General features: G+C 65.6%; 21 protein-coding genes. 18 read left to right on the top strand and 3 right to left on the bottom strand.

Annotation, left to right across the window (positions count from 1 at the left end; genetic code table 11):
* Positions 1–146 precede the first annotated feature (146 nt).
* The 8 genes from pyrE (at position 147) to BAY15_RS02535 (ending at position 9,525) form a co-directional block, all read left to right on the top strand.
* Complete coding sequence (pyrE, locus tag BAY15_RS02570; protein WP_068848718.1) at positions 147–806, top strand: orotate phosphoribosyltransferase; 660 nt, start codon at positions 147–149, stop codon at positions 804–806.
* A 15-nt stretch (positions 807–821) separates the two neighbouring features.
* Positions 822–1,490 carry a hypothetical protein gene (locus BAY15_RS02565; protein ID WP_068848715.1) on the top strand — a complete coding sequence of 223 codons (669 nt, stop codon included), beginning with the start codon at positions 822–824 and terminating at the stop codon, positions 1,488–1,490.
* 144 nt (positions 1,491–1,634) lie between these two features.
* Positions 1,635–1,727: a potassium-transporting ATPase subunit F gene (locus BAY15_RS02560; protein ID WP_068848713.1), complete on the top strand. Its 93-nt coding sequence runs from the start codon at positions 1,635–1,637 to the stop codon at positions 1,725–1,727.
* A gap of 12 nt (positions 1,728–1,739) precedes the next feature.
* Positions 1,740–3,452 (top strand): potassium-transporting ATPase subunit KdpA, encoded by a 1,713-nt coding sequence (gene kdpA / locus BAY15_RS02555; RefSeq protein WP_068848711.1) that lies wholly within the window; start codon positions 1,740–1,742, stop codon positions 3,450–3,452.
* 11 nt (positions 3,453–3,463) lie between these two features.
* The gene (kdpB, locus tag BAY15_RS02550) at positions 3,464–5,515 is read left to right on the top strand and encodes a potassium-transporting ATPase subunit KdpB (RefSeq protein ID WP_068848709.1); all 2,052 of its coding nucleotides are present in this window, start codon (positions 3,464–3,466) and stop codon (positions 5,513–5,515) included.
* A complete protein-coding gene (kdpC, locus tag BAY15_RS02545; RefSeq protein WP_068848707.1) occupies positions 5,512–6,168 on the top strand; it encodes a potassium-transporting ATPase subunit KdpC in 657 nt (218 codons plus the stop codon). The genes kdpB and kdpC overlap by 4 nt, the downstream gene beginning before the upstream one ends.
* Positions 6,165–8,825, top strand: coding sequence for a sensor histidine kinase (locus tag BAY15_RS02540; RefSeq protein WP_068848705.1), 2,661 nt, complete (start codon positions 6,165–6,167; stop codon positions 8,823–8,825). The genes kdpC and BAY15_RS02540 overlap by 4 nt, the downstream gene beginning before the upstream one ends.
* Entirely contained in the window at positions 8,806–9,525 is a 720-nt protein-coding gene (locus tag BAY15_RS02535; RefSeq protein ID WP_068848703.1) for a response regulator transcription factor, read from the top strand. Before BAY15_RS02540 ends, BAY15_RS02535 begins: the two co-directional genes overlap by 20 nt.
* 126 nt (positions 9,526–9,651) lie before the next feature.
* Here the strand turns inward: BAY15_RS02535 and BAY15_RS02530 are convergent, their stop codons facing one another.
* Genes BAY15_RS02530 through coaBC form a run of 3 tightly spaced genes read right to left on the bottom strand, consistent with a single transcriptional unit; the run spans position 9,652 to position 13,735 of the window.
* Positions 9,652–11,994, bottom strand: coding sequence for a phosphomannomutase/phosphoglucomutase (locus tag BAY15_RS02530; RefSeq protein ID WP_068848702.1), 2,343 nt, complete (start codon positions 11,992–11,994; stop codon positions 9,652–9,654).
* 14 nt (positions 11,995–12,008) lie between these two features.
* Positions 12,009–12,482, bottom strand: coding sequence for a dUTP diphosphatase (dut, locus tag BAY15_RS02525; RefSeq protein ID WP_068848700.1), 474 nt, complete (start codon positions 12,480–12,482; stop codon positions 12,009–12,011).
* Entirely contained in the window at positions 12,479–13,735 is a 1,257-nt protein-coding gene (coaBC, locus tag BAY15_RS02520; protein ID WP_068848698.1) for a bifunctional phosphopantothenoylcysteine decarboxylase/phosphopantothenate--cysteine ligase CoaBC, read from the bottom strand. The genes dut and coaBC overlap by 4 nt, the downstream gene beginning before the upstream one ends.
* A 226-nt stretch (positions 13,736–13,961) precedes the next feature.
* Between coaBC and BAY15_RS02515 the strand changes: the two genes are divergently transcribed.
* From BAY15_RS02515 to argS, 10 genes are all read left to right on the top strand, one after another.
* On the top strand, positions 13,962–14,195 hold the full coding sequence (locus BAY15_RS02515; RefSeq protein WP_068848696.1) for a hypothetical protein: 234 nt from the start codon (positions 13,962–13,964) through the stop codon (positions 14,193–14,195).
* 89 nt (positions 14,196–14,284) lie between these two features.
* Positions 14,285–15,709 (top strand): ankyrin repeat domain-containing protein, encoded by a 1,425-nt coding sequence (locus BAY15_RS02510; RefSeq protein WP_167693287.1) that lies wholly within the window; start codon positions 14,285–14,287, stop codon positions 15,707–15,709.
* Between the two features lie 78 nt (positions 15,710–15,787).
* A complete protein-coding gene (locus BAY15_RS02505; RefSeq protein ID WP_068848692.1) occupies positions 15,788–16,099 on the top strand; it encodes a DUF5076 domain-containing protein in 312 nt (103 codons plus the stop codon).
* Positions 16,100–16,448: 349 nt separating this feature from the next.
* Positions 16,449–17,093 carry a hypothetical protein gene (locus BAY15_RS02500; protein WP_068848690.1) on the top strand — a complete coding sequence of 215 codons (645 nt, stop codon included), beginning with the start codon at positions 16,449–16,451 and terminating at the stop codon, positions 17,091–17,093.
* A 9-nt stretch (positions 17,094–17,102) separates the two neighbouring features.
* Positions 17,103–17,549, top strand: coding sequence for a hypothetical protein (locus tag BAY15_RS02495; protein ID WP_068848688.1), 447 nt, complete (start codon positions 17,103–17,105; stop codon positions 17,547–17,549).
* 156 nt (positions 17,550–17,705) lie between these two features.
* A complete protein-coding gene (locus BAY15_RS02490; RefSeq protein ID WP_083214043.1) occupies positions 17,706–18,269 on the top strand; it encodes a suppressor of fused domain protein in 564 nt (187 codons plus the stop codon).
* A gap of 217 nt (positions 18,270–18,486) precedes the next feature.
* Complete coding sequence (locus BAY15_RS02485) at positions 18,487–19,047, top strand: SMI1/KNR4 family protein (protein ID WP_208856123.1); 561 nt, start codon at positions 18,487–18,489, stop codon at positions 19,045–19,047.
* 190 nt (positions 19,048–19,237) lie between these two features.
* Positions 19,238–19,618 carry a hypothetical protein gene (locus BAY15_RS19090; protein WP_157771674.1) on the top strand — a complete coding sequence of 127 codons (381 nt, stop codon included), beginning with the start codon at positions 19,238–19,240 and terminating at the stop codon, positions 19,616–19,618.
* Between the two features lie 652 nt (positions 19,619–20,270).
* Complete coding sequence (gene radC / locus BAY15_RS02480; RefSeq protein ID WP_068854512.1) at positions 20,271–20,969, top strand: RadC family protein; 699 nt, start codon at positions 20,271–20,273, stop codon at positions 20,967–20,969.
* Between the two features lie 153 nt (positions 20,970–21,122).
* Positions 21,123–22,811, top strand: a complete 1,689-nt coding sequence (argS, locus tag BAY15_RS02475; RefSeq protein ID WP_068848682.1) for an arginine--tRNA ligase — start codon at positions 21,123–21,125, stop codon at positions 22,809–22,811.
* Positions 22,812–22,816 lie beyond the last annotated feature (5 nt).

The following is a 22,816-nucleotide window of genomic DNA, read 5'->3' as shown; positions in this document are numbered from 1 at the left end:
ACGTAACGGGCAAAGCATACCGGGTTGCCCGGCCCATCGGCTGGCCGGATCCGGCCATTGCAGGGGCCTGCGGCGGCCGGTCGCGAGCCTGAATTGCCGGTCATGCTTTACGATCTGCGCTCCAAGAGAATTGAATAGAGCGTTAGATGAGCGACCACCGTCACCGTTTCCTGCAGCTGGCCTTGACCGCCGATGCGCTGCGTTTTGGCCAGTTCACCCTCAAGTCGGGCCGCCTGAGCCCCTATTTCTTCAATGCCGGCCGCTTCGATTCGGGCGCCAGCATGGTCCAGCTGGCCGCCTGCTACGCCGATGCGGTGGAAGCCACCGGGTTGAAGTTCGACGTGGTGTTCGGCCCGGCCTACAAAGGCATTCCGCTGGCCACCGCCACCGCCTGTGAATTCGCCCAGCGCGGCCGCGACCTGCCGTTGAGCTTCAACCGCAAGGAAGCCAAGACCCACGGTGAAGGCGGCAACCTGATCGGCGCGGACATGAACGGCAAGCGCGTGCTGATCGTGGACGATGTGATCACCGCCGGCACCGCCATCCGCGAGGCGCTGGGCATCATCAAGCAGGCTGGCGGCACCCCGGCCGGCATCGTGGTGGCGCTGGACCGCCAGGAAATCGCCTCGGAAGACGACCGCCGTTCGGCCGCCCAGGCCGTGGCCGAAGAGGCCGGCATTCCGGTGGTGGCCGTGGCCACGCTGGCCGACCTGCTTGATTTTGCCTCCGGAAATCCGGAACTTGTGGGGTACCGGCAGCCGCTGGAGGACTATCGGTCCCGTTACGGCAGCCGTCCTACGCGTTGAGAGCAGGGGGCTCCCATGTCCAGGATTGCCACGTTCACCATCATTGGCCTGTTGCTGGCCGCGCCTGTGCTCACGGCCCAGGCCCAGAGCAAACACAGCAACACGCCGGCCAAACCGAAGAAGCTGTTCTGCTGGAACGAGGGCAAGGAGCGGATCTGCAGCGATGCCCTGCCCCAGGACGCGGTGAACAGCGCCCGTGAGGAGTTCAGCGTCAACAGCGGCCTGCGCAAGGGCGGGGTGGACCGCACCCTGACCGAGCAGGAGCGCGCCGATGCCGCCGTGGCCGCCGCGCAGCGCCAGCTCGACCAGGCCGCTGAAGATACCCGCCAGCGCACCGAGCAGGCCATGCTGTCCACTTATCAGGACGAGGCCGACCTGCGCCGGGTGTTCGTGGAGCGCACCGGGATCCTCGACAACAACGTGCAGACGGCCAATTACAACGTGGCCAGCCTGCGCAGCGCGCTGGTGACCCTGCTCGGCAGCGCGGGCGACCGCGAACTGGCCGGCCAGCCGGTGGCGCCCAAGCAGGCCGAGGACATCCGCCTGCGCCACGCCGAACTGGTGGCGCAGAAGCGCATGCAGGACTCCTACGTGGAGCAGCGCAAGGCGCTGGATGTGGAGATCGAGGAAACCCTGCAGCGGTACCGGTTGTTGAAGGGTGTTTCTACCGACCCGCGCGGGTGAGTTGATAGCAGCGAAAGGGCGGATGCGCGGGCATCCGCCTTTTTTTATGCACTTTTTACGGGTTGGGCACGGGGCAGGCGTGGAGCGTTTACGCCGTTGGGGAACACGATGGCGGCCTCCCTTCCCTACTACTGAGAACGCCCCGTGCCTGCCTGGCTTTCCTTCGTGAGCGGCGTGCTGGTGCTCGTTGCCGCCGCCTACCTGCTGTACGTCGTGCTTGCGCCCGAAAAGTTCTGACCGGAGCCGACCATGACCGAGATTCTGTTGATTGTGCTGGCCAGCATCGTGCTGGCCTTTCCGCTTGGGCTGTATCTGGCCCGGGTGATGCGCGGTGGGCCGATGCGCGGCGACGCGCTGTTCGGCTGGATTGAAAAGCCGCTGTACCGCGTGCTGGGCGTGAACCCGGCGCGCGGGATGTCCTGGCGTGGCTATGTGGGCGCGTTCCTGCTCAGCAACCTGGTCATTGCCGTGCTGGTGCAGGCGGTCTTCATGACCCAGGCCTGGCTGCCGTTCAACCCCGACCAGATTCCCAACATGCGCTGGGATACGGCGCTGCACACGATGGTGTCGTTCCTGACCAACACCAACCAGCAGCATTACTCCGGCCAGGCGCAGCTGTCCTACTTCTCGCAGATGACCGCGATCACCGGCCTGCAGGTGGTCACCCCGATGATGGGGCTGGCACTGGTGGTGGCCACGCTGCGTGCGCTGTTCGGCGCCGCACCGGCGGCCGATGCGAGTGCGGACACCCTGCCGGCAGACCGCCAGATCGACGTGGGCAACTACTACGCCGACGTGGTGCGTTCGTGCGTGCGCTTCATGCTGCCGCTGTGCCTGCTGTGGGCGGTGCTGCTGACCAGCCAGGGCGTGCCCTCGACGTTGGCCGGTGGCCCGACCGCCACGCCGATCGATGCAGCCGCGGGCATGGAAACCCAGAAACTGCCGCTGGGCCCGGTCGCGGCGATGGTGGCGGCCAAGCAGCTGGGCACCAATGGCGGTGGCTGGTACGGCCCCAACAGCAGCATGCCGCTGGAGAACCCGACCCCGCTGTCCAACGCGCTGGAGCTGATCGGCATCCTGCTGATCCCGATCGCCGTGGTGTTCATGCTGGGTGCGTTCACCGGTCGCAAGCGCCTGGCGGCGCTGGTGTTCGGCTGCATGCTGGCGATGTCGAGCGTGTCGATCGCCGCCACGGTGTGGCTGGAGGGCCATTCGGCCACCGCTGCCAGCCCGCTGCTGATGGAAGGCAAGGAAGTGCGCTTCGGCGCGGACGGCACGGGGCTGTGGGCGGCGATCACCACCCAGGTTTCCAATGGCTCGGTCAACGGCATGCATGACTCGCTGAGCCCGCTGGCCGGCGCGGTGCCGATGGTCAACATGTTGATCAACGCGATCTGGGGCGGCATCGGCTGCGGCCTGCAGCAGTTCATCGTGTACCTGCTGCTGGGCGTGTTCCTGGCCGGGCTGATGACCGGGCGCACGCCCGAGCTGCTGGGCCGCAAGCTGGAAACCCCGCAGGTGAAGCTGCTGGCGCTGCTGGTGCTGCTGCAGCCGATCACCATCCTGGCGTTCACCGCGATCACCCTGGCCATTCCGTCGATCACCGGCACCTCCAACCCCGCGTTCCATGGGGTGAGCCAGGTGTTCTACGAGTACGTATCGGCATTCGCCAACAACGGCTCGGGCTTTGAAGGGCTGGGCGATGCCACCCCGTGGTGGAACCTGAGCTGCACCCTGGTGCTGCTGCTGGGCCGCTACCCGGTGCTGGTGATTCCGTTGATCGTCTGTGCCCAGCTGGCCGCCAAGCGGCGTGCGCCGGAATCGGCCGGCACGCTGCAGATTGAAACCCCGACCTTCGCGCTGACCCTGATCGCGCTGATCGTCATCCTGACCGTATTGCAGTTCATGCCGGCGCTGGTGCTGGGCCCGGTTGCCGACCACCTGTCGCTGACGCTGCGCTGAGACGTGAAACCATGAGTACCTATCCCTTGAATGCAGCTCCTTCCCGCCGCCCGCGCCTGCTCGACGCAGCCGGCCTGCGCCGGGCTTTGCGCGATGCGGTGATCAAACTGTCGCCGCGCCACCTGGTGCACAGCCCGGTGATGGCGGTGGTGATGGTGGGCACGCTGGTGAGCCTGCTGGTCACGCTGACCGGCAACGCGCCGCTCGGCTTCGGCCTGGTGGTGACCGCGATCCTGCTGTTGACCGTGCTGTTCGGCAACTTCGCCGAAGCGGTGGCCGAGGCGCGCGGCCGCGGCCAGGCCGCCTCGCTGCGGCGTGCCCGCCAGGACCTGAGCGCGCGCCGGCTGGCCGCCGCCCATGCCGGGGCCAGCGAAACCCAGGTGCCGGCCGCCGAGCTGCGCCCGGGCGACCATGTGATCGTCAGTGCCGGCGAGCTGGTGCCGGCCGATGGCGAGATCGTGCAGGGCCTTGCGACCATCAACGAAGCGGCGGTGACCGGTGAATCGGCACCGGTGCTGCGCGAGGCGGGTACCGACCGCAGCGGCGTGATCGGTGGCACCAAGGTGCTGTCGGACCAGATCATCGTGAAGATCACCGCCGAGCCGGGCCACAGCTTCCTGGACCGGATGATCGCGCTGGTGGAAGGCGCCAACCGGCAGAAGACGCCGAACGAAGTGGCGCTGACCCTGCTGCTGGCCGCGATGACGCTGACCTTCCTGGTGGTGGTGGCAACCCTGCCCGCCATCGGCGCCTTCGTCGGGGTCAAGGTCGACCCGCTGCTGCTGATCGCGCTGCTGGTATGCCTGATTCCGACCACCATCGGCGGGCTGCTGCCGGCCATCGGCATCGCCGGCATGAACCGTGCGCTGGCGGCCAACATCCTGGCCAAATCGGGCAAGGCAGTGGAAGTGGCCGGCGACGTCGACGTGCTGCTGCTGGACAAGACCGGCACCATCACCCACGGCGACCGCCAGGCGACCCACTTCCATGCGCTGGCCGGCATTGAAGCGACACAGCTTCGAGAAGCGGCGCTGCTGTCGTCGCTGGCCGACCCGACCCCGGAAGGCAAGTCGGTGGTGCGGCTGGCACGCGAGCAGGGCTGCACCACCGCTGAGCCCGACCGCGCGGACTACCTCGCTTTCAGCGCGCAGACCCGCATGTCCGGCGTGGACCTGGACGGCGGCCGGCGCATCCGCAAGGGCGCGGCCGATGCGATCACTGCATATGTCCGCGAGCTGGGCGGCACGGTTCCGGCCGAGCTGGCCGGGCGGGTGGAGCAGGTGGCACGCAACGGCGCTACCCCGCTGGTGGTGTGCGAAGGTCGCCACGTGCTGGGCGTGATCGAGCTGAGTGACGTGGTCAAGCACGGCATGCGCGAGAAGTTCGCGCAGCTGCGCGCGATGGGTATCCGCACGGTGATGATCACCGGCGACAACCCGCTTACCGCCGCGGCGATTGCGGCCGAAGCCGGCGTGGACGATTACATCGCCGAAGCGCGCCCGGAAGACAAGCTGGCCCGCATCCGCGCCGAACAGGCCGGTGGCCGGCTGGTGGCGATGGTGGGCGACGGCACCAACGACGCACCCGCACTGGCCCAGGCCGACATCGGCCTGGCGATGAACTCGGGCACGCAGGCGGCCAAGGAAGCCGGCAACATGGTGGACCTGGATTCGGACCCGACCAAGCTGCTGGCGGTGGTGGAAGTGGGCAAGCAGCAGTTGATCACGCGCGGTGCGCTGACCACGTTCTCGCTGGCCAACGACGTCTCCAAGTACTTCGCGATCCTGCCGGCGCTGTTCGCCGCCACCCTGCCGGCCATGGCCACGTTGAACGTGATGCACCTGTCCAGCCCGCGCAACGCGGTGCTGGCGGCGCTGATCTTCAACGCGCTGGTGATTCCGGCCCTGATTCCGCTCGCCCTGCGTGGCGTGCGCTTCCGCCCGGCCACGGCCACCGCGCTGCTGCGCCGGAACATGCTGGTGTACGGGCTGGGCGGCGTGCTGCTGCCGTTCGCGGCCATCAAGCTGATCGACCTCCTCCTCTTCTCGGTATTTGGCGCATGAACCGCTCCGCTGCTGCTTCGCTTTCCCGCCCGGCGCGTGCGCGCGCCGCCACTCCGGTGTCATTGCAGCACACGGGTGCGCTGCGCCCGGCCATCGGCCTGGGCGTGGCCAGCCTGCTGCTGCTCGGCCTGGCGTATGCCGTGGCCACCACCGGCATCAGTGCCGCGTTGTTCCCCGTGCAGGCCGAAGGCAGCCTGCTGCTGGACAATCACCAGGTGCGCGGCTCGCGCCTGGTGGCCCAGCCGTTCGTGGGCGACGGCTACTTCCAGACGCGCCCGTCGGCGGCCAACTACGACCCGATGGCCGCCGCCGGCAGCAACCTGGCGCGCAGCAACCCTGCCCTGCAGGAACGCGTCGCCGAGGCGACCCGGGCCGTGGCAGCGCGCGAAGGCATTGCCGTGGATGAGGTGCCCGGTGATCTTGTGACCCAGTCCGGCGCGGGCATGGACCCCGAGCTGTCGCCGGCTGCGGCTGCGGTGCAGGTCAAGCGCGTGGCGGGCAACCGCGGCCTCAGCGTGGAACAGGTGCAGGCGCTGGTGAAGGCGCATACGCAGGGCCCGCAATGGGGCGTGTTCGGGCAGCCCAGGGTGAACGTGATGACCTTGAACATGGCGCTGGATGAAGGCCGACCGGTGCACAATCCCTACCCATGACCGACTCCCGCACCCGACAGGCCGACGCACTGGTGGAGAGCCTGCAGCGCGAGGCCGGCGGCAAGCTCACCGTATTCCTGGGCGCCGCCCCCGGCGTGGGCAAGACCTACAGCATGCTCGGCCGTGCGCACGAGCAGCTGCGCCGCGGCGTGGACGTGGTGGTGGGGCTGGTGGAAACCCACGGCCGCGCCGAGACCTCGGCGCTGCTGGAGGGCCTGCCGCAGGTGCCGCTGCTGCAGCGCGAGTACCAGCAGCATGCGCTGCAGGAAATGGACCTGGATGCGGTGCTGGCCCGCCGCCCGGCGCTGGTGCTGGTGGACGAGCTGGCCCACCGCAACGTGCCGGGCAGCCGCCACGAGCGGCGCTGGCAGGATGTGATGGAGCTGCTGGACGCCGGCATCGACGTCTGGACCACGCTCAACATCCAGCACCTGGAAAGCCTCAACGATGTGGTGATGCGCATCACCGGGGTGCGGGTCAGCGAGACCGTGCCCGATGCGGTGCTGGACCGCCTGCACGATATCGTGCTGGTGGACCTGCCGCCGCGCGAACTGATCGAGCGCCTGCAGCAGGGCAAGGTGTACGTGCCCGAACAAGCCGCGCAGGCGCTGCAGGCGTTCTTCTCGCCCGCCAACCTGACCGCGCTGCGCGAGCTGGCGATGCAGGAGGCGGCCGACCGGGTCGACAACAGCCTGCGTGAAACCCGCGCCGCGCGCGGGGAAGGCAACCTGCCGCTGCGCCGGCGGGTGCTGGTGGCGATCGATGGCGGCGGCCAGAGCGAGTACCTGGTGCGCGTGGGCCGGCGCATTGCCGAGCGCCGCGATGCGCCCTGGACCGTAGTGACCGTGCAGCGTCGCCGCGAAGACGACAGCACCCGCCGCGAGATCGATGCGGCGTTCGCACTGGCGCGGCGGCTGGGCGGCGAGGCCGAGCTGCTGCATGGGCCCAGCATTGCCGATGCGCTGCTCGACCACGCCGCGCACAACAGCGTGTCCACGCTGGTGCTGGGCCGCACCCGCGAACGGCCGTTCGCACGCATGCTCAACCGCACGCTGACCCAGCAGTTGATCCAGCGCGGCGCGCACTTTGAAATCACCATCATCGGCACCCCGCAGGCGCGTGCGCGTGCGCGCCGCCATGGGTTGTCGATGCCCACGCTGAGCACCGGCCGCGACACCGTGCTGGCGCTGGTGGCCACCGCGCTGGCCTGCCTGGTGGCGCTGGTGGCCGAACGCTGGGTGGGGCTGTACGACCTGTCGATGGTGTTCATTGTGGCGGTGGTGGTGGTGGCCGCGCGCAGCCGCACCAGTGCGGCGGTGATGGCCGCGGCACTGTGCTTCCTCGCCTACAACTTCTTCTTCATCGCCCCGCGCTTCACCTTCGCGATCAGCGCGCGCCAGGGCGTGATCACCGTGTTCCTGTTCCTGGTGGCGGCGCTGGTGGCCGGGCGGTTGGCCTCGCGCCTGCGCATGCAGGTGGTGGCACTGCGCGCGGCCAACCGGCATGCTAACGCGCGCCAGGTGCTGGGGGGCCAGCTGACCCGTGCCCCCAACAACGAAGCAGTGGCGCAGGCCGGGCGCGAAGCGCTGGAACAGGCACTGGATGCACCGGCCTGGCTGCGCATCGGCGCCGATACCAGCACCAGCGGCAGTGCTGCGCCGGGCGACACCGATCTGGCCGCGGCCGACTGGGCGCACCGCCACGGCCAGCCCAGCGGCCGCTTCACCGACACGCTGGCCGGCGCGGAGTGGTGGTTCCTGCCCCTGCTGGATGGCGACGAGCGCGCCATCGGCGTGGCCGGCATGCGCTTCCCGCGCAACGCCCCGCGCCTGACCCCGGAGCAGCGCCAGCTGGCCGAGGCGATGGTGGATGACATCGCCCAGGCCGCGCTGCGCACGCGGCTGGTGGCCGACCTGGAAAAGGCGCACGTGAGCAACGAGACCGAGCGGCTGCGGTCGGCACTGCTGTCGTCGGTCTCGCACGACCTGCGCTCGCCGCTGGCGGCAATGATCGGCTCGGCCGACAGCCTGTCCAATTATGCCGAGGCGATGGATGCCAGCGACCGCCGCGCACTGCTGGATACCATCCTGGTCGAAGGCGAGCGGCTGGACCGCTACATCCAGAACCTGCTGGACATGACCCGGCTGGGCCACGAAGGGCTGAAGATCAACCGCGACTGGATCGGCGTGGACGAGCTGGTGGGCTCGGCCGCGCGCCGCCTGCAGCGCTACCAGCCGGACGTGCGGTTGCAGCTGGATATTCCCAGCACGCTGGGGCCGATCTGGGTGCACCCTGCACTGGTGGAACAGGCGGTGTTCAACGTGATGGAGAACGCAGCGAAGTTCTCCCCGCCCGGCGCGGCGGTGGAAGTACAGGCGCGGCTGGTGGACGGCGAGCTGCGCATCGATGTGCTCGACGCCGGCCCCGGCATTCCCGATGACGAACGCGCGCGCATCTTCGACATGTTCTACAGCGTGGAGCGCGGCGACCGCGGCCGGCATGGCACCGGGCTCGGCCTGACCATCACCCAGGGCATGGTCGGCGCGCACGGCGGCAGCGTGCAGGCGCTGCCGGGCCGCGACGGACGCGGTACCCTGATCCGCATCACGCTCCCCCTGCTGCAACCCCACCCTGCCGATGACCCCGACGATTCCTGACCCTTCCCATGGCGTGCCACCGGCGCGCGTGCTGGTGATCGACGATGAAGCGCAGATCCGCCGCTTCCTCGACATCAGCCTGCGCGCGCAGGGTTACCGGGTGCTGCAGGCCGCGACCGGGCAGGCGGGGCTGGAGCAGCTGGTGGGCGAAGGCGCCGACCTGGTCATCCTGGACATCGGCCTGCCGGACATGGAAGGCCACCAGGTGCTGGCCGAGCTGCGCCAGTGGAGCCAGGTGCCGGTGATCATGCTGACGGTGCGCGCCAGCGAAACCGAGAAGGTGCTGGCACTGGACAACGGCGCCAACGACTACGTGACCAAGCCGTTCGGCACCCAGGAGCTGATGGCGCGGGTGCGTGCGCTGCTGCGCACGCGCACGGTATCGGCCGATGGAGTGTTGCCGCATTTCGATGACGGCCACCTGCATATCGACCTGGTGCGCCGCGAAGTGCACCTGGACGGCGCGCCCGTGGCGTTGACCCGCAAGGAGTACGCGTTGCTTTCGCTGCTGCTGCGCAACGCCGGCCGGGTAGTGACCCAGCCGCAGATCCTGGCCGAGATTTGGGGGCCGACCCACCAGCACGACACGCACTATCTGCGCATCCTGGTGGGCAAGCTGCGCCACAAGCTGGGTGATTCGGCGCTGGACTCGCGCTACCTGTTCACCGAGCCCGGGGTGGGGCTTCGGTTCAAGGGGTGAAGGTCGACCAACGATTGGCCTTCACCCGGTAGCGCCGGCCGTTGGCCGGCCCTCGCACGGTGCGATACCGCTTGGGCCGGCCAACGGCCGGCGCTACCGGTGTCCGCCGTTGGTCGGTACGCTTTTCTAGAAGCCCAGTTCCACGCCCGGCAGCAGCGGCTGCAGCTGCTCGCGGAACAGGGTCTTGATGCGCTCCAGCGCGGCCTCGTCGTTGCCTTCGAAACGCAGCACCAGCACCGGGGTGGTGTTGGAGGCGCGCAGCAGGCCCCAGCCGTCCGGGAAGTCCGCCCGCAGGCCATCGATGGTGGACAGGCGCGCGCCGGCGAACGGCGAATCCTCCACCTGCGCGGCCGACACGAACATCGACACCAGCGCGTGCGGAGTACCCGATTCCACCGGCACCTTCAGCTCCGGGGTGGACACGCTGTCGGGCAGCTCGTCGAGCACTTCGGACGGGGTTTCTTCGCGCTGCGCCAGGATTTCCAGCAGGCGCGAGGCGGCGTACAACCCATCGTCGAAGCCGAACCAGCGCTCCTTGAAGAAGAAGTGACCGCTCATCTCACCGGCCAGCTCGGCATCGGTTTCGCGCATCTTGGCCTTGATCAGCGAATGCCCGGTCTTCCACATCATCGGGCTGCCGCCGTTGCGCAGCACGTAATCGGACAGCTTGCCGCTGCACTTCACGTCGTAGATCACCAGCGCGCCGGGATTGCGCTGCAGTACATCGGCCGCGAACAGCATCAGCAGGCGGTCAGCGTAGATGATCCTGCCTTCGCGGGTGACCACGCCCAGGCGGTCGCCATCGCCATCAAAGGCCAGGCCGATATCCGCATCGAAGCGCTTCACGGTCTGGATGAGGTCTTCCAGGTTGTCCGGGTCGCTCGGGTCGGGGTGGTGGTTGGGGAAGGTGCCATCCACATCGCAGTACAGCGGAATGACTTCGGCACCAATGGCTTCCAGCAGTGGCTGGGCCAGTTCGCCGGCAACGCCGTTGCCGGCATCGGCCACCACCTTGATCGGGCGATCCAACTGCACGTCATCGGCAATGCGCTGGATGTAATCGGCGTTGACGTCGCGCTGCTGCAGGCTGCCCGGTTCGGCGGCCACGTGCAGCTGGCCATCGCGGATGCGCTGGTACAGCTCGGTGATGGCATCGCCGGAGAGGGTCTCGCCGCCGACCACGATCTTGAAGCCGTTGTAGTCAGGCGGGTTGTGGCTGCCGGTGACGGCAACGCAGCTGCCGGCGCGCAGGTGGTAGCTGGCGAAGTACACCACCGGGGTGGGCGCCAGGCCGATGTCGGTGACATCGCAGCCGGCGCGGCGCAGGCCTTCGATCAGGCTGGCGCTCAGTTCCGGGCCGGACAGGCGGCCATCACGGCCCACAACGATGTCGCGCAGCCCCTGCACCTGCAGCACCGAGCCGATGGCCTGGCCGATCAGCACCGCCACCTGCGGGGTGAGCTCGCGACCGATCACGCCGCGGATGTCATAGGCGCGGAAGATGCCTTCCGGCACCTCATGGCCCGGGCCGGTGGGCAGCGGCGGCGGTGCCACGCCCGAACCGGCGGCCGGGGCCGGCTCCAGCAGCGGCTCCTGTACCAGGCTTTCGCGCAGGGTCGGGCCGTGGTCGGCCTCGCTGGCGGCGGCACGGCGGCGCGGCAGGGGCACGCGGCCCTTGCCGAACTGCAGCATGCCGGCGATGGCCAGCAGCAGCAGCGCGACGATGAGGGACGGAATCGCGCCCAGGCCCAGCGGACCCGGTTCGATGTCAGGCACGGCGGCCGCCAGGCGCAGGCCGGTCTTGCCGATCGGACGGGCCAGGCCTTCGGCGCCCTGCGACAGGGCGGTGTCGCCCTGCTCAATGATGTTGTGGGTGCCTTGGCGCAGCGCCAGGTAGCCTGCGGACGGCACGCGCACCTGGTCAAAGGTGCCGGTCAGGCGCAGCAACGGCTGGCGTACGTAGATCACGGCCGGCCCCGTGGTGCCCAGCTGCACTGGAACCGCAAGGCCCAGGCGCTGGCCACCGGCGTCGCGCACCACGCGCGCCACCACGGTATCGCCAGCAATGGCGGCTTCCAGCAGGCCCAGGCGGGCGTACCCGAAGGCCTTGGGATCGGCATAGGCCTGGTCCAGGTCGGCGGTGAGCACCTGCACCTCTTCGGTGCCCGGCCAGCCTTCACGCACGGCCAGTGCGGTGGCATCGGCATCGCCGGCGGCCAGCGCGGTACTGACCCGTTCGCTTTTCACCAGGGTGCCCAGCTGGCTGCTCTGCCCTTTGAGTGCGGCGTCCACGCCCTGCACGATCTGGTCGCGGGACTGTTCCAGCGCCTGCCCTACCGAGGCCTGCCGCCATTGCCGCACTCCGCTCCAGGCAAACCACAGCGCCAGCAGGGTCAGCAACCCCACCAGCAACAGCCCGTTACGCTTGCTTGTCAATCGCGGCTGTCCTTCCGCCGTTGCCTTGCTCATTGATGTTCCCCCTGTCAGCGCACCCCGGTATGGCCGAATCCACCCGTTCCCCTGGCGCTGTCGGTGAAAGTATCCACTACCTGCAGGCCGACGCGTGCAATCGGCAGCACAACCAACTGTGCAATACGGTCACCGGGTTGCAGCGTGAAGGCGTCGCGGCCGCGGTTCCAGGCACTGATCAGCAGCGGGCCCTGGTAATCGGCGTCGATCAGGCCGGTGCCGTTGCCCAGCACGATGCCGTGGCGATGGCCCAGCCCGGAGCGCGGCAGCACTACCGCGCACAGGTTCGGATCTTCAATGTGGATGGCGATGCCGCTGGGAATCAGCGCCGTATCCCCCGGCTGCAGGGTGAGCTCGGTTTCCAGCGCGGCGCGCAGGTCCATGCCGGCGCTGGCTTCAGTGGCGTAGGCCGGCAGCGGCCAGGTATCACCGAAGCGGGGATCGAGCAGCTTCACCTGCAGCGCGTGCAGGGAGGGGGCTTGGGTCATGCGTGCAACCTCTGGGCAATCAGGGACAACAGTTGTTCGGCCAGCAGCGCCTTGGTGGTACCGGGGAACACCTGCTCCCCGCCCTGCCAATAGGCGGTGGCTGCATTTTCGTCGCTTTCGAAGCCGCCGTTTGTGATGCCCACCTGATTGGCGATCACCAGATCCAGCCGCTTGTCGACCAGCTTGCCGCGCGCGTACTTCTCCACATCGTGGGTTTCGGCGGCAAAGCCGACCACCAGCTTAAGCGCGTTGGTCTGCTGGGCCACCTCGGCCAGGATGTCCTGCGTGCGCACCAGCTCCAGCGTGAGGGTCTGGGTGCCGGCGGTCTTCTTCAGCTTCTGCGGGGCCACCTGGCGGGGGGTGTAATCGGAGACGGCGGCGGCGCCTATATAGATGTCGGCCGGCAGCGCATCCAGCACGGCGCTGCGCATCTGCGCGGCCGAGCGCACGTCCACCCGCTGCACCCCGGCCGGGGTGGCCAGGTGCACCGGGCCGCTGACCAGCACCACCTGCGCGCCCTGGCGCACGGCGGCGGCGGCCAGCGCGTAGCCCATCTTGCCGCTGCTGCGGTTGCCCACGTAGCGCACCGGGTCCAGGTCTTCATAGGTGGGGCCGGCACTGATCACCACGCGCAGGCCTTTCAGCTCCTGGGGGGATTCGGGCGCATCGGCGGGGCCCTGCAGGGCGGCCAGCGCGGCCACGATGGCATGTGGTTCGGTCAGCCGGCCGGGACCGGATTCGCCTTCGGCCAGCGGGCCGTCTTCCGGGCCGACCACCTGCGCACCGCGTTCGCGCAGCAGGCTGATGTTGGCCTGGGTGGCCGGGTGGAGCCACATGCGGTGGTTCATCGCCGGGCACACGGTGAGCGGCGCGGTGGTGGCCAGGCACAGGGTGGTGACCAGGTCATCGGCATGGCCGTTGGCCAGCCGGGCCAGCAGATCGGCCGTGGCCGGGGCGACGATGATTCGGTCGGCCCAGCGGGCCAGCTCGATATGGCCCATGGCCTGTTCGGCCGCGCTGTCCCACAGGGTGGTGCGGGTGGGCTGGCCGGACAGGGCCTGGAAGCTCAGCGGGGTAACGAACTGCTGGGCCCCGGCGGTCATGGCGACCTGCACCTGGGCCCCGGCGTCGCGCAGGCGGCGCACCAGTTCCAGCGACTTGTAGGCCGCGATGCCGCCACCCACGCACAACAACAGCTTCTGGCCTGCCAGCGGGCGCGCCTGCGCCGGGGAAGCCTGGGGGGAGTCAGCCACCTGCGAATTTCCTGTCGAACCGAGGCGATTAGCTTACCCGATGGGGTGTGCGGGGCTGATGCCCCAGGGGCATAAGGAGTGGGTTTTTGGTCATGAAGGCTTGGCGGGTGCCTCTCGTGGGGCGGCCTGCCCTTGCGGTATGCGAACATCCTGCGCTTGCGACCTACCGGCGGACGGGGAATTACTCCGGCAGGTCAGCTCTGAAGCGTGACAAGGGAAAATCACGATGCCTGTTGAAGAAATTGCAGGAAGCCTGCTCGGCGGCATTGGCAGGTTCATTGCCTGGATGTTCGTTGACCTGCTGTTCCATACCGTCATATTGGGCACCGGCTATATGGTCCTGAGCGTGCTGGCGCCGAATAAGGAGCGTTCGGAGAATGCCTGTGCTGCTGCCGGCCTGATCACCTGGGCTCTGATTGTGCTGACCGTGTTCGGAATCTATCGCGCCACACTGGCATAGCCGTCCAGGCAAGTTGACAACTTGTCCAGTGCATCGCGCGTTGCGGTTGTTAGCATTGAATGCAGTAGATCAAGGATCGTGAACTGCCTGTGGCCACCTCGTCTTCCCCTGTTGTATTGGACACCCCCCTCACCTGCGAGGACGCGTTCGCGGAGATCGAACGACGCGTTCGCGCCGGCGTGCATCCCGACCGCATCCGGTTGGGCCATAACGAGCGCGCCCTGTATTGGGTGTGCAACAGCAGCCTGCTTCACCATGACGGTCCGGACGAGGCCACGATTGTCGGGCGCATCGAGGCGCACCTGACGCTGATCTCCCTGCTGCTGGCCAAGGGTGCGGATCCCAACAAGGCAGCCGGACGTGGCGCCACACCCCTCTCGACCACCTGCCGGGACTTCATCTTCAGCCCGGCCCCCTGGGCGGTAGAGAAACTGCGCCGGCTGCTCGCGGCCGGCGCGAACCCGCGCCTGACCAAAGATTCGCCGATCTGCACCGTGCTTGGCCTGCGCGACATGCGCGGCGAAGTGTGGAACTCGGCGTTTGATGCGGATGCAGACCCGGCGGAGATGGGCTACATCTTCGAGGCCATCGACGCGCTGCTGCAGGCCGGCGCCAGCATTGAAGCCATGGACCACCGGCAGATGTACACACCGCTGTTGATCGGCGCGTACCTGGGTAGTGTGCCGCTGCTGCGGTTCCTCGCCGAGCGCGGCGCCAACGTACACGTTGTCAATCCCGCCGGTTCCAACGCGCTGATGTATGCGGCGGGCGATGTGGACGGACTGAAAGCCAGCCGCGGTGGCATCTCCACCACATGGCACCGGATGGGCGACCCGGTGGCCGTTGCCCGGCTGTTGATCGAATGGGGCCTGGATCCCGCCGCTGCCAACGAGCGCGGCCGCACGCCGCTTACGCTGGCGTTGAACGCCGGCAATGTTGACGTGGCTGCGGTGGTGGCAGAAGCCCTTTCGGGACACGGCAAACTTCTGAAGGCGGATGTGCGCCGGTTCAAAGGTACGGAGTTGGAGGCGCAGGTGGCAGCACTGGCCACCAGCGGCCGCACGAGCAAGCCGCCCAGGACACAGGCGAAGCCGGTGGGTGCCGCGCAGGCCGCTTCATGGGACCGCGCGCGCCAGGAGATGAACCACCCTGATGCATGGCAGCGCCCTGCGTGGTTCTGCGCATATAACAAAGCATTGTTCGAACACCTGGCCAGCGGCAGCCACCCGGCCATTCCGGTAAATCTGCTGTACGCCGATTACACCGACGCGCTACGCACGCTGCACCTGTCGAAGACCAAGGACTGGATCAGCCGCAGCGGCGTGGTGACGGTGCGGCCGGACATCGTGACCTGGGGGAGCCTGCGAATCAGCTATGCGCAGCTTGATGGAGATGACCTTGTCTGCCGAGAGGAGATCGTCATGCCGATGTCTCCCGAGCAACAGCCCAGCATCGAAGCGGTGGTGGAAGCCGTTGGGCAGTTAGGCGCCCGGCACTTGAAAATTGGTGTTTGACCCAACTAGATGGTTTCGCACGTCGCAACGTCGCAAGATCGCAACGCTCGTCCCCCCAGAGAATGAGACTCCAAACAAATGAACGAACGCCCTATTCCGGAGGCCGCTCTGGCGGATGAGCATTCAGTCGAGATGCTGAGAGTCTGGATCGCCGCAAAAGGGCTTCACTGTTCCTTGAAAGTTGGGATGTACAAGGAAGGGAAGACATCATTGGAAGAAAACGCCTGGGGCACCATCTTGGCAGACGTTGCACGTCACATTGCTGCCGCTCTGGAGGATGGATATGGCGTGGATCCTGAGGAGTCACTTCGCCTCATCAGGGCCAAGTTCGATGCTGAGCTCGGTGCCTCGCCACCGCGCATGACAGGCGGCTTTGTGCAAAAGCAGTGACGCCTCGCCCCTCCTTATGCCCCCCTTCGCGCCCGCATCAGCATTCAATGCGCCGGGCCCGTATATCATGAGGCCTCGAACGCAGCCTTCGGCTCCCTTGCACCTTGCAGGGGCATCAACTCGGGATCATGGCGGGATGAGTTCCAGTATCGACTACAAAGTCTTAGCGTCGTGGTGCCAAGATGCCATTTCGATCCTGGCCAGTACCGGTGTGCCAGATAAGATTGTTGGCATGCAACGGACCGCAGTCGTAAAGCTCGCTGGATCGCCCGCTCTGTACTCAATTGCCGACAGCCTGGCAGAGGGACTCAGCCACCTCCCTGACTAGGAGCGGGTGGATGCCAGTAAAGTGCTGATCGAACGGCATGGCTTCGATTTCAACTTGTTTGTCGACAGGAATATGAGGAAGGTCTGTGCAGTATTGAGGCGTGGATCAATCAAGAATGATTCAGAGTTCAGAGTACTGGCCGACTTTTCCAGTGACACCATACACGACAGAATGATAGTTGACTTGGCAGACGGCCTCCTTGCCAGCTACCAGACGTCGAAGCGTGCATCTGAAGACTCCGACTTGTTGCGTATCGCCAAACAGATGGCTGCGTTAAGCCCCCTGGTGTCGCTGATCGACTCACAGGCAGCCGAGGAAATCCTTGCGGCTGCAGGAAAGTTTCACACAGAGAATAGTGAGTCAGTTCATTGGTGGACGGCGCTTCGAAGCGCAGAGACCATCCACTATGGAGATGACGTAGCTGCATGGGAGAATATCCTCTCCCAGAAGATAGGGGAGATGGACGGGAATTCATTGTTCGTTGCCATAACGGATGATGAGCAAGGACCATGGCCGGTGTTGCGGCTCGCCGACAAGCTCATCCTTGTTGAGCTCATCCAGAGCCTGCACTACTTCGAGTACATGGCCTTTCAGGAGGACGGGCGCAGACTTCTGTTTGATACCCACCACAACACAATCGTGTTCTTTTCAGCTCATACTCTCTAGAGGCGGCCCATGACGAACGATCTGGAGTCGCAAGCCGATCTGCAAGCGGTGCTGGGCCAAGTCCTCGAAGCCGCCTGTCTCGAGAACGATGTTTGTGAGAGAGCGATGCTCGCACTTGCCTTCTGCGACCTCCTCAGCCCCCGCCTTGACCACGATCAGAGGTCGGCTGTTAAAGCCGCTCGCGAGTTCTGGACGTTTCAGCGTTCCGAAGCCCGTGACAGTTGGCTCAAAACCTACTCCTCCAAGCTGGACAGCCAAGGTCGGCTGGACACGGTGGATCGCATTGTCTGGAGTGCGCTGACGGCCCCAGACGGCCTCAGCTCCTACATGGGCGAGTTCCTCGTCGGACTCGCGTTCGAAGCAGGATTGAGCAGGAGCGCTGTGCTACAAGCGCTTTCAAGTAGCGTACCGGGATTTGGCGACGCGTGGAAACACCGAACACACGGCACATTCTGATCATTCTCCCGTGATACGCCAAACGACCGCGATGTGTGTCAATCTGTCAGCGACCTATAGGGCTCGTAGCCGCCTCCATGCCATCTTGATGCCTTCGATGATCTCCCTTCCGATGCTCGGGTTGACGGCGCTTCCAGCCACCGAGGGAGAGTCTTGATGTTGCCAGCATCCAGATACGTCGAAGTGCTTCGTCACCACTACGCAGAAGCATGGAAGGGAACGATGCGGGACACTGAGTTCCCGACCAGCCCACGCTCCAGGCTTTCACCGCTATTCGAAATCCTCAGCCTGCCGCCGGGTTCCGGTCGTGACATGTGGACCTACGCAACGGTAGGCATGTCCGAAGGGATGCGTAACCCAATCGAGCTTCATATGTTGAGTTTGAGTGCCAGTGCTGAAGTCCCAGAGTTGTTGGCGGCAGTTGCCAGCTATCACCGGGAAATCGGAGGCATGCGACTAGGCGACACGGTCGACTTTGGCAAGCCGTGGATCGGTGAATCGCCGTGTGAGCATGGCCTCTTGTCTCTCCCCTATCTCGACGGGCCCACCACTGAGATCGCAGATCTTGGCAACGGTGCCAGAATCAGCTGCTACTGGCTTCTTCCAATCACCAGATCAGAGGTTGATTTCAAGAAGGAGAATGGCCTGGATGCGTTGGAGTCGTTGTTCGAGGCATCTGGGTTCGACTATCTTGAACCGCTTCGGAGGCCGGTGGTGTAGCAGACGGCACCGTAGGGAACTTGCCGTGCGGTGCATCGCTGAATGGGCACTGGTCCGCTGGACTGGAGCATGACTCGGGTAGCCTCAGTCAGCTCGAAACCGCCATCGTTGTTAAGGGGGATGAAGAATGAGTGTTGGACCAGCCACGACGAAGCTACTGGAACTCAGCTCGCCAGCCTTTTCGCCTGGCGGCACGGGGATCGACCTGGAAGCTTGCATGCAGCTTGGCGGCGTACCCATGGAGTTGGCGGGCATTCTTGGCGAGAAGAACGGCTTCCATGCATTCGAATCTGCCCTGCACTTCTTCCCATCCAACAACTCTCCTTCAAGCGTCGGACTTGATGATTGGAACAGCGATTCCGGCTGGCGGAGCGAGTACGGCGAACTGGCCGCCGGATGCCTGTTCTTCGCGGAGGACGCTTTCGGTGGTCAGTTCTGCTTGAAGGATGGCAGGGTTTGGCAGTTTGATCCTGAGACCGGAGAGTTGACCTTGCTTGGCGAATCGCTTGAGGAATGGGCGGCTGCCGTGCTTGGTGACTTCGCGTTTCTGACTGGCCATCCGGTTGCAAGGGAATGGCAACTGCTCCACGGCCCCCTGCCTGCGAAGATGCGTCTGGTGCCCAAGGCTCCGTTCGTGCTTGGCGGGCCGTTCTCCGTTTCCAATTTGTCGCCCATGGACTCGGAGCGGGCCATGAGGGTGCGTGGGAATCTTGCCAGACAGATCAGCAACCTTCCCGATGGCGAGAAGATTCGCCTCGTGACTGGGGAAGGTCTCTAGGCCGATCGTCGGTTGTCCGGCTCAACCACGGTTCTCCCCGATTGGCCGCGCGACCGCTCTCCAATGTCGCTGACTGCGCGCGCCGCGATGCTGGTTCCGACAGCTCCAATTTTGGTGTTCAGTACCAAGATGCCAGCGGAGCTACCATTAAGTCTTACAACTTCCTGCTGGATCAGAACGGGACTCCTTGATGACCACGAGATTTTTTTTATTGGTCTTGTTGCTTGGGATCGGATCTGCGTGCGCTTCACCGAAACCAAAGCAACAAACGAAAAAGCTCATTCAGGCGATTATCGTGGAGCGATCAGCTATCCCGCCTTTTAGCGGCTACCTGCGCACCTATGTGGGGTTCAAGGTTAAGGCAGATAGTTCTGAGCTTGATTTTTTCTATCCGCATTTTGAAGAGGGCAAACGCTTGCCTGAGGTCGGCGATGTCTGTGATCTCGCATATCACACGGAGTCAGTTGATGGCCATGTTGGAAACATCGCCATCAACGTCAAGGGTGCGAAAGTGGTTGACAGTTTTGAATGCGAATCAAAGGGGACGGAGATGCTTGATTTCCACCCATAACGCACAAGGCCCGCATCGCGGGCCTTGTCGCTTACCGAGCAGGAAGTGGCGAGATTTCTTGCGCAGTCGATGCAGGAAGACATTCTTCAACCAGATTCCGGCACTCGCATGTACCGCCTTACTCAGCCCGGTTGATCCCCGGGCGAACTGCCTTCGCCGTCTGAAACGTGCCAGAATTGAAGCACGCAGCCCGATGGCAGGTGCGGGGCAGATCGAGGGAACCGTGCTTGCCCGGCTCTCTCGCTTGGACAGGTCATATCATGTCGCACCCGCAGACTCCGATCTTGTTGCTTAGGCCAAGCATACGCCTCCGTTGAGCCCTCTGGTGTCGCTGATCGACTCACAGAGTGCTGGGCAATCCTTGCGACTGCAGGAAATACTCGCACAGGAAGTGGCCATGAGAACGGGTTCAAAACTAACCTCGCAACTCTGAATCCAGGCACATCAGGCCCATTTTCCAGAGCGGGGATGGACCTCGACCTTCCAGCAGATAGCCCGTGCTTCCGCGAACTTGGAGATCGACAAGAGCGTGCTCGTCCAGGCCACGACCTAGGGGCCAGATCAGCCTAGGTAAGTCTTCTCATAGTCCCTGACATTCTTATTGGGCACTTCCCTATCGCCCAAATTCGCGAAGTGGTTAACACTGATCGGCATGACCATCAAGCACTGGCCGAAAGAAGATCGTCCTCGCGAGAAGCTTATGGGGCGCGGACCGGGGGCCCTCACCGATGCAGAGCTATTGGCGCTCTTCCTTGGAACCGGCTGCAACGGACTGAATGCACTGGAGCAAGCGCAGCTCCTGGTGCAGGCGCACGGTCCCCTCCGCCGTCTATTGGACATGGACGTGCGGCAGCTGAAGAAACTGCCCGGACTTGGACTTGCCCGGGCCTGCGAATTGGTCGCCGCACTTGAACTGACCGACCGCTATCTGCTTGCTGACTTGGAACGCGGAGAGAGCATGCTCGATGCAACGACCTCCACGCGCTACTTCAAGCAGCGCTTGCGCGGACGAAAGCAGGAGATCTTTGCCGCACTGTTCGTGGACAATCGAAATCGGGCCATCGCCTTCGAGGAGCTTTTCACCGGGACCATCGACTCTGCCGTGGTGTACCCCCGCGAGGTCGCGCGCCGCGCCTTGCTCCACAACGCGGCAGCCGTGATCGTTGGGCACAACCACCCCTCGGGAAATTCCACTCCCTCAGAGGCAGACCGCCAGATCACCCGGCAGCTGGTGGAGGCACTGCCCTTGGTCGGCGTGCGATTGGTCGACCACATCGTGGTGGGGGATGGCGCCCCGGTTTCTCTGGCATCCCTTGGCTGGCTCCGACGAGACCTCTCTTTCCGAAGCTGAACGGGCCGGTCAGCCCAGTCCCCCTGTCCTTAAGGCCTCCCGCCCCACCCCACGCCCGCCTTCCCGCCCCCCGCTGTGTCCCGGTTCAATGGATCGGGGCGGCTTCTGGGCTAAAATTGCGGATTCCGCCGCTCCAGTCTCAAAGCAGGCCCTGTGAAAAATCTCCTCCGCGCCCTGATCAGCCAAGGCATCGAAGCCTTGCGCGCCAACGGCACTCTGCCGGCCGATACCCTGACCCCGGAATTCGTGGTGGAACGCCCGAAGACCCGTGAACACGGTGATTTCGCCACCAATGCCGCCATGCTGCTGGCCAAGCCGGCGCGCAGCAACCCGCGCGCCCTGGCCCAGGCCCTGCTGGATGCGCTGCCCAAGAGCGACGATGTGCTGCGCGTTGAGATCGCCGGCCCGGGCTTCATCAATTTCCACCTCGCCCCCAGCGCCTACCAGCGCGAAGCGGTCAGCGTGCTCAAGGAAGGGGCTGATTACGGCCACAACCTGAGCGGCAACGGCCGCACGGTGGGCGTGGAATACGTGTCGGCCAACCCGACCGGGCCCCTGCATGTGGGCCACGGCCGCGCGGCGGCCATCGGCGACTGCCTGGCCCGCCTGCTGGATGTGAACGGCTGGAACGCCAAGCGCGAGTTCTACTACAACGACGCCGGCGTGCAGATCGAGAACCTGGCCCTGTCCACCCAGGCACGCGCCAAGGGCATCAAGCCCGACGACGCCGGCTGGCCGGAAGGCGGCTACCGCGGCGATTACATCGAAGACGTGGCCAAGGCCTACCTGGCCGGCGCCACCGTGGAGCTGGAAGGCCATGCGGTGGTGGGCGAGCGCGACCCGGACAACCTGGACGCGATCCGCCGCTTTGCCGTGGCTTACCTGCGCAACGAGCAGAACCAGGACCTGGCCGCGTTCGGGGTGGATTTCGACATCTACTTCCTGGAGAGCTCGCTGTACAAGGACGGCAAGGTCGAAGAGACCGTGGCCCAGCTCAAGGCCGCTGGCCATACCTACGAGGAAGGCGGCGCGCTGTGGCTGCGCTCCACCGATTTCGGTGACGACAAGGACCGCGTGATGCGCAAGTCCGACGGCACCTACACCTACTTCCTGCCGGACGTGGCCTATCACCTGAGCAAGTGGCAGCGCGGGTATGAGCGCGCCATCACCGAGCTGGGCGCGGACCACCACGGTTCGCTGGCGCGCGTGCGCGCCGGCCTGCAGGCGCTGGACGTGGGCATTCCCAAGGGCTGGCCGGAGTACGTGCTGCACCAGATGGTGACGGTGATGCGCGGCGGCGAGGAAGTGAAGCTGTCCAAGCGGGCCGGCAGCTACCTGACTCTTCGCGACCTGATCGAGGAAGCCGGCCGCGATGCCACCCGCTGGTTCCTGATTGCGCGCAAGCCCGATTCGCAGCTGACCTTCGATATCGACCTGGCCCGCCAGCAAAGCAATGACAACCCGGTGTTCTACGTGCAGTATGCGCACGCCCGCGTGTGCAGCCTGCTGCGCCAGGCACAGGAGAAGGGGCTGTCGTACACCCCGGCCGAGGGTCTTGCCGGCCTGTCGACGCTGAACGACGAACCTTCGCTGTGGCTGATGGTGGAAATGTCGCGCTTCCCGGAAGTGGTGGAAGCGGCCGGCATCGCGCTGGAACCGCACCTGATCGCGCAGTACCTGCGTGAATTGGCGCACGCCTTCCACACGTGGTATCACGGCACGCAGGTGCTGGTGGCTGACGAGGCCGAGCGCAATGCCAAGCTGACGCTGGCGTGTGCCGCCCGCCAGGTGCTGGCCAATGGTCTGAACATCCTGGGCGTTTCCGCCCCGGAAAAAATGTAAGCAGT

This window comes from Stenotrophomonas rhizophila, assembly GCF_001704155.1.
In the GTDB taxonomy this organism is placed as follows: domain Bacteria; phylum Pseudomonadota; class Gammaproteobacteria; order Xanthomonadales; family Xanthomonadaceae; genus Stenotrophomonas; species Stenotrophomonas rhizophila_A.
The sequence above is the reverse complement of the archived record's forward strand: the minus strand, read 5'-3'. Positions and strand labels throughout refer to the sequence as shown.

Bases quoted from the DNA above. Each gene is read 5' to 3' on its own strand.
- pyrE (WP_068848718.1), top strand. From the start codon at position 147: ATGAGCGACCACCGTCACCGTTTCCTGCAGCTGGCCTTGACCGCCGAT.
- BAY15_RS02565 (WP_068848715.1), top strand. From the start codon at position 822: ATGTCCAGGATTGCCACGTTCACCATCATTGGCCTGTTGCTGGCCGCG.
- kdpA (WP_068848711.1), top strand. From the start codon at position 1,740: ATGACCGAGATTCTGTTGATTGTGCTGGCCAGCATCGTGCTGGCCTTT.
- kdpB (WP_068848709.1), top strand. From the start codon at position 3,464: ATGAGTACCTATCCCTTGAATGCAGCTCCTTCCCGCCGCCCGCGCCTG.
- kdpC (WP_068848707.1), top strand. From the start codon at position 5,512: ATGAACCGCTCCGCTGCTGCTTCGCTTTCCCGCCCGGCGCGTGCGCGC.
- BAY15_RS02540 (WP_068848705.1), top strand. From the start codon at position 6,165: ATGACCGACTCCCGCACCCGACAGGCCGACGCACTGGTGGAGAGCCTG.
- BAY15_RS02535 (WP_068848703.1), top strand. From the start codon at position 8,806: ATGACCCCGACGATTCCTGACCCTTCCCATGGCGTGCCACCGGCGCGC.
- BAY15_RS02530 (WP_068848702.1), bottom strand. From the start codon at position 11,994: ATGAGCAAGGCAACGGCGGAAGGACAGCCGCGATTGACAAGCAAGCGT.
- dut (WP_068848700.1), bottom strand. From the start codon at position 12,482: ATGACCCAAGCCCCCTCCCTGCACGCGCTGCAGGTGAAGCTGCTCGAT.
- BAY15_RS02515 (WP_068848696.1), top strand. From the start codon at position 13,962: ATGCCTGTTGAAGAAATTGCAGGAAGCCTGCTCGGCGGCATTGGCAGG.
- BAY15_RS02505 (WP_068848692.1), top strand. From the start codon at position 15,788: ATGAACGAACGCCCTATTCCGGAGGCCGCTCTGGCGGATGAGCATTCA.
- BAY15_RS02495 (WP_068848688.1), top strand. From the start codon at position 17,103: ATGACGAACGATCTGGAGTCGCAAGCCGATCTGCAAGCGGTGCTGGGC.
- BAY15_RS02490 (WP_083214043.1), top strand. From the start codon at position 17,706: ATGTTGCCAGCATCCAGATACGTCGAAGTGCTTCGTCACCACTACGCA.
- BAY15_RS02485 (WP_208856123.1), top strand. From the start codon at position 18,487: ATGCAGCTTGGCGGCGTACCCATGGAGTTGGCGGGCATTCTTGGCGAG.
- BAY15_RS19090 (WP_157771674.1), top strand. From the start codon at position 19,238: ATGACCACGAGATTTTTTTTATTGGTCTTGTTGCTTGGGATCGGATCT.
- radC (WP_068854512.1), top strand. From the start codon at position 20,271: ATGACCATCAAGCACTGGCCGAAAGAAGATCGTCCTCGCGAGAAGCTT.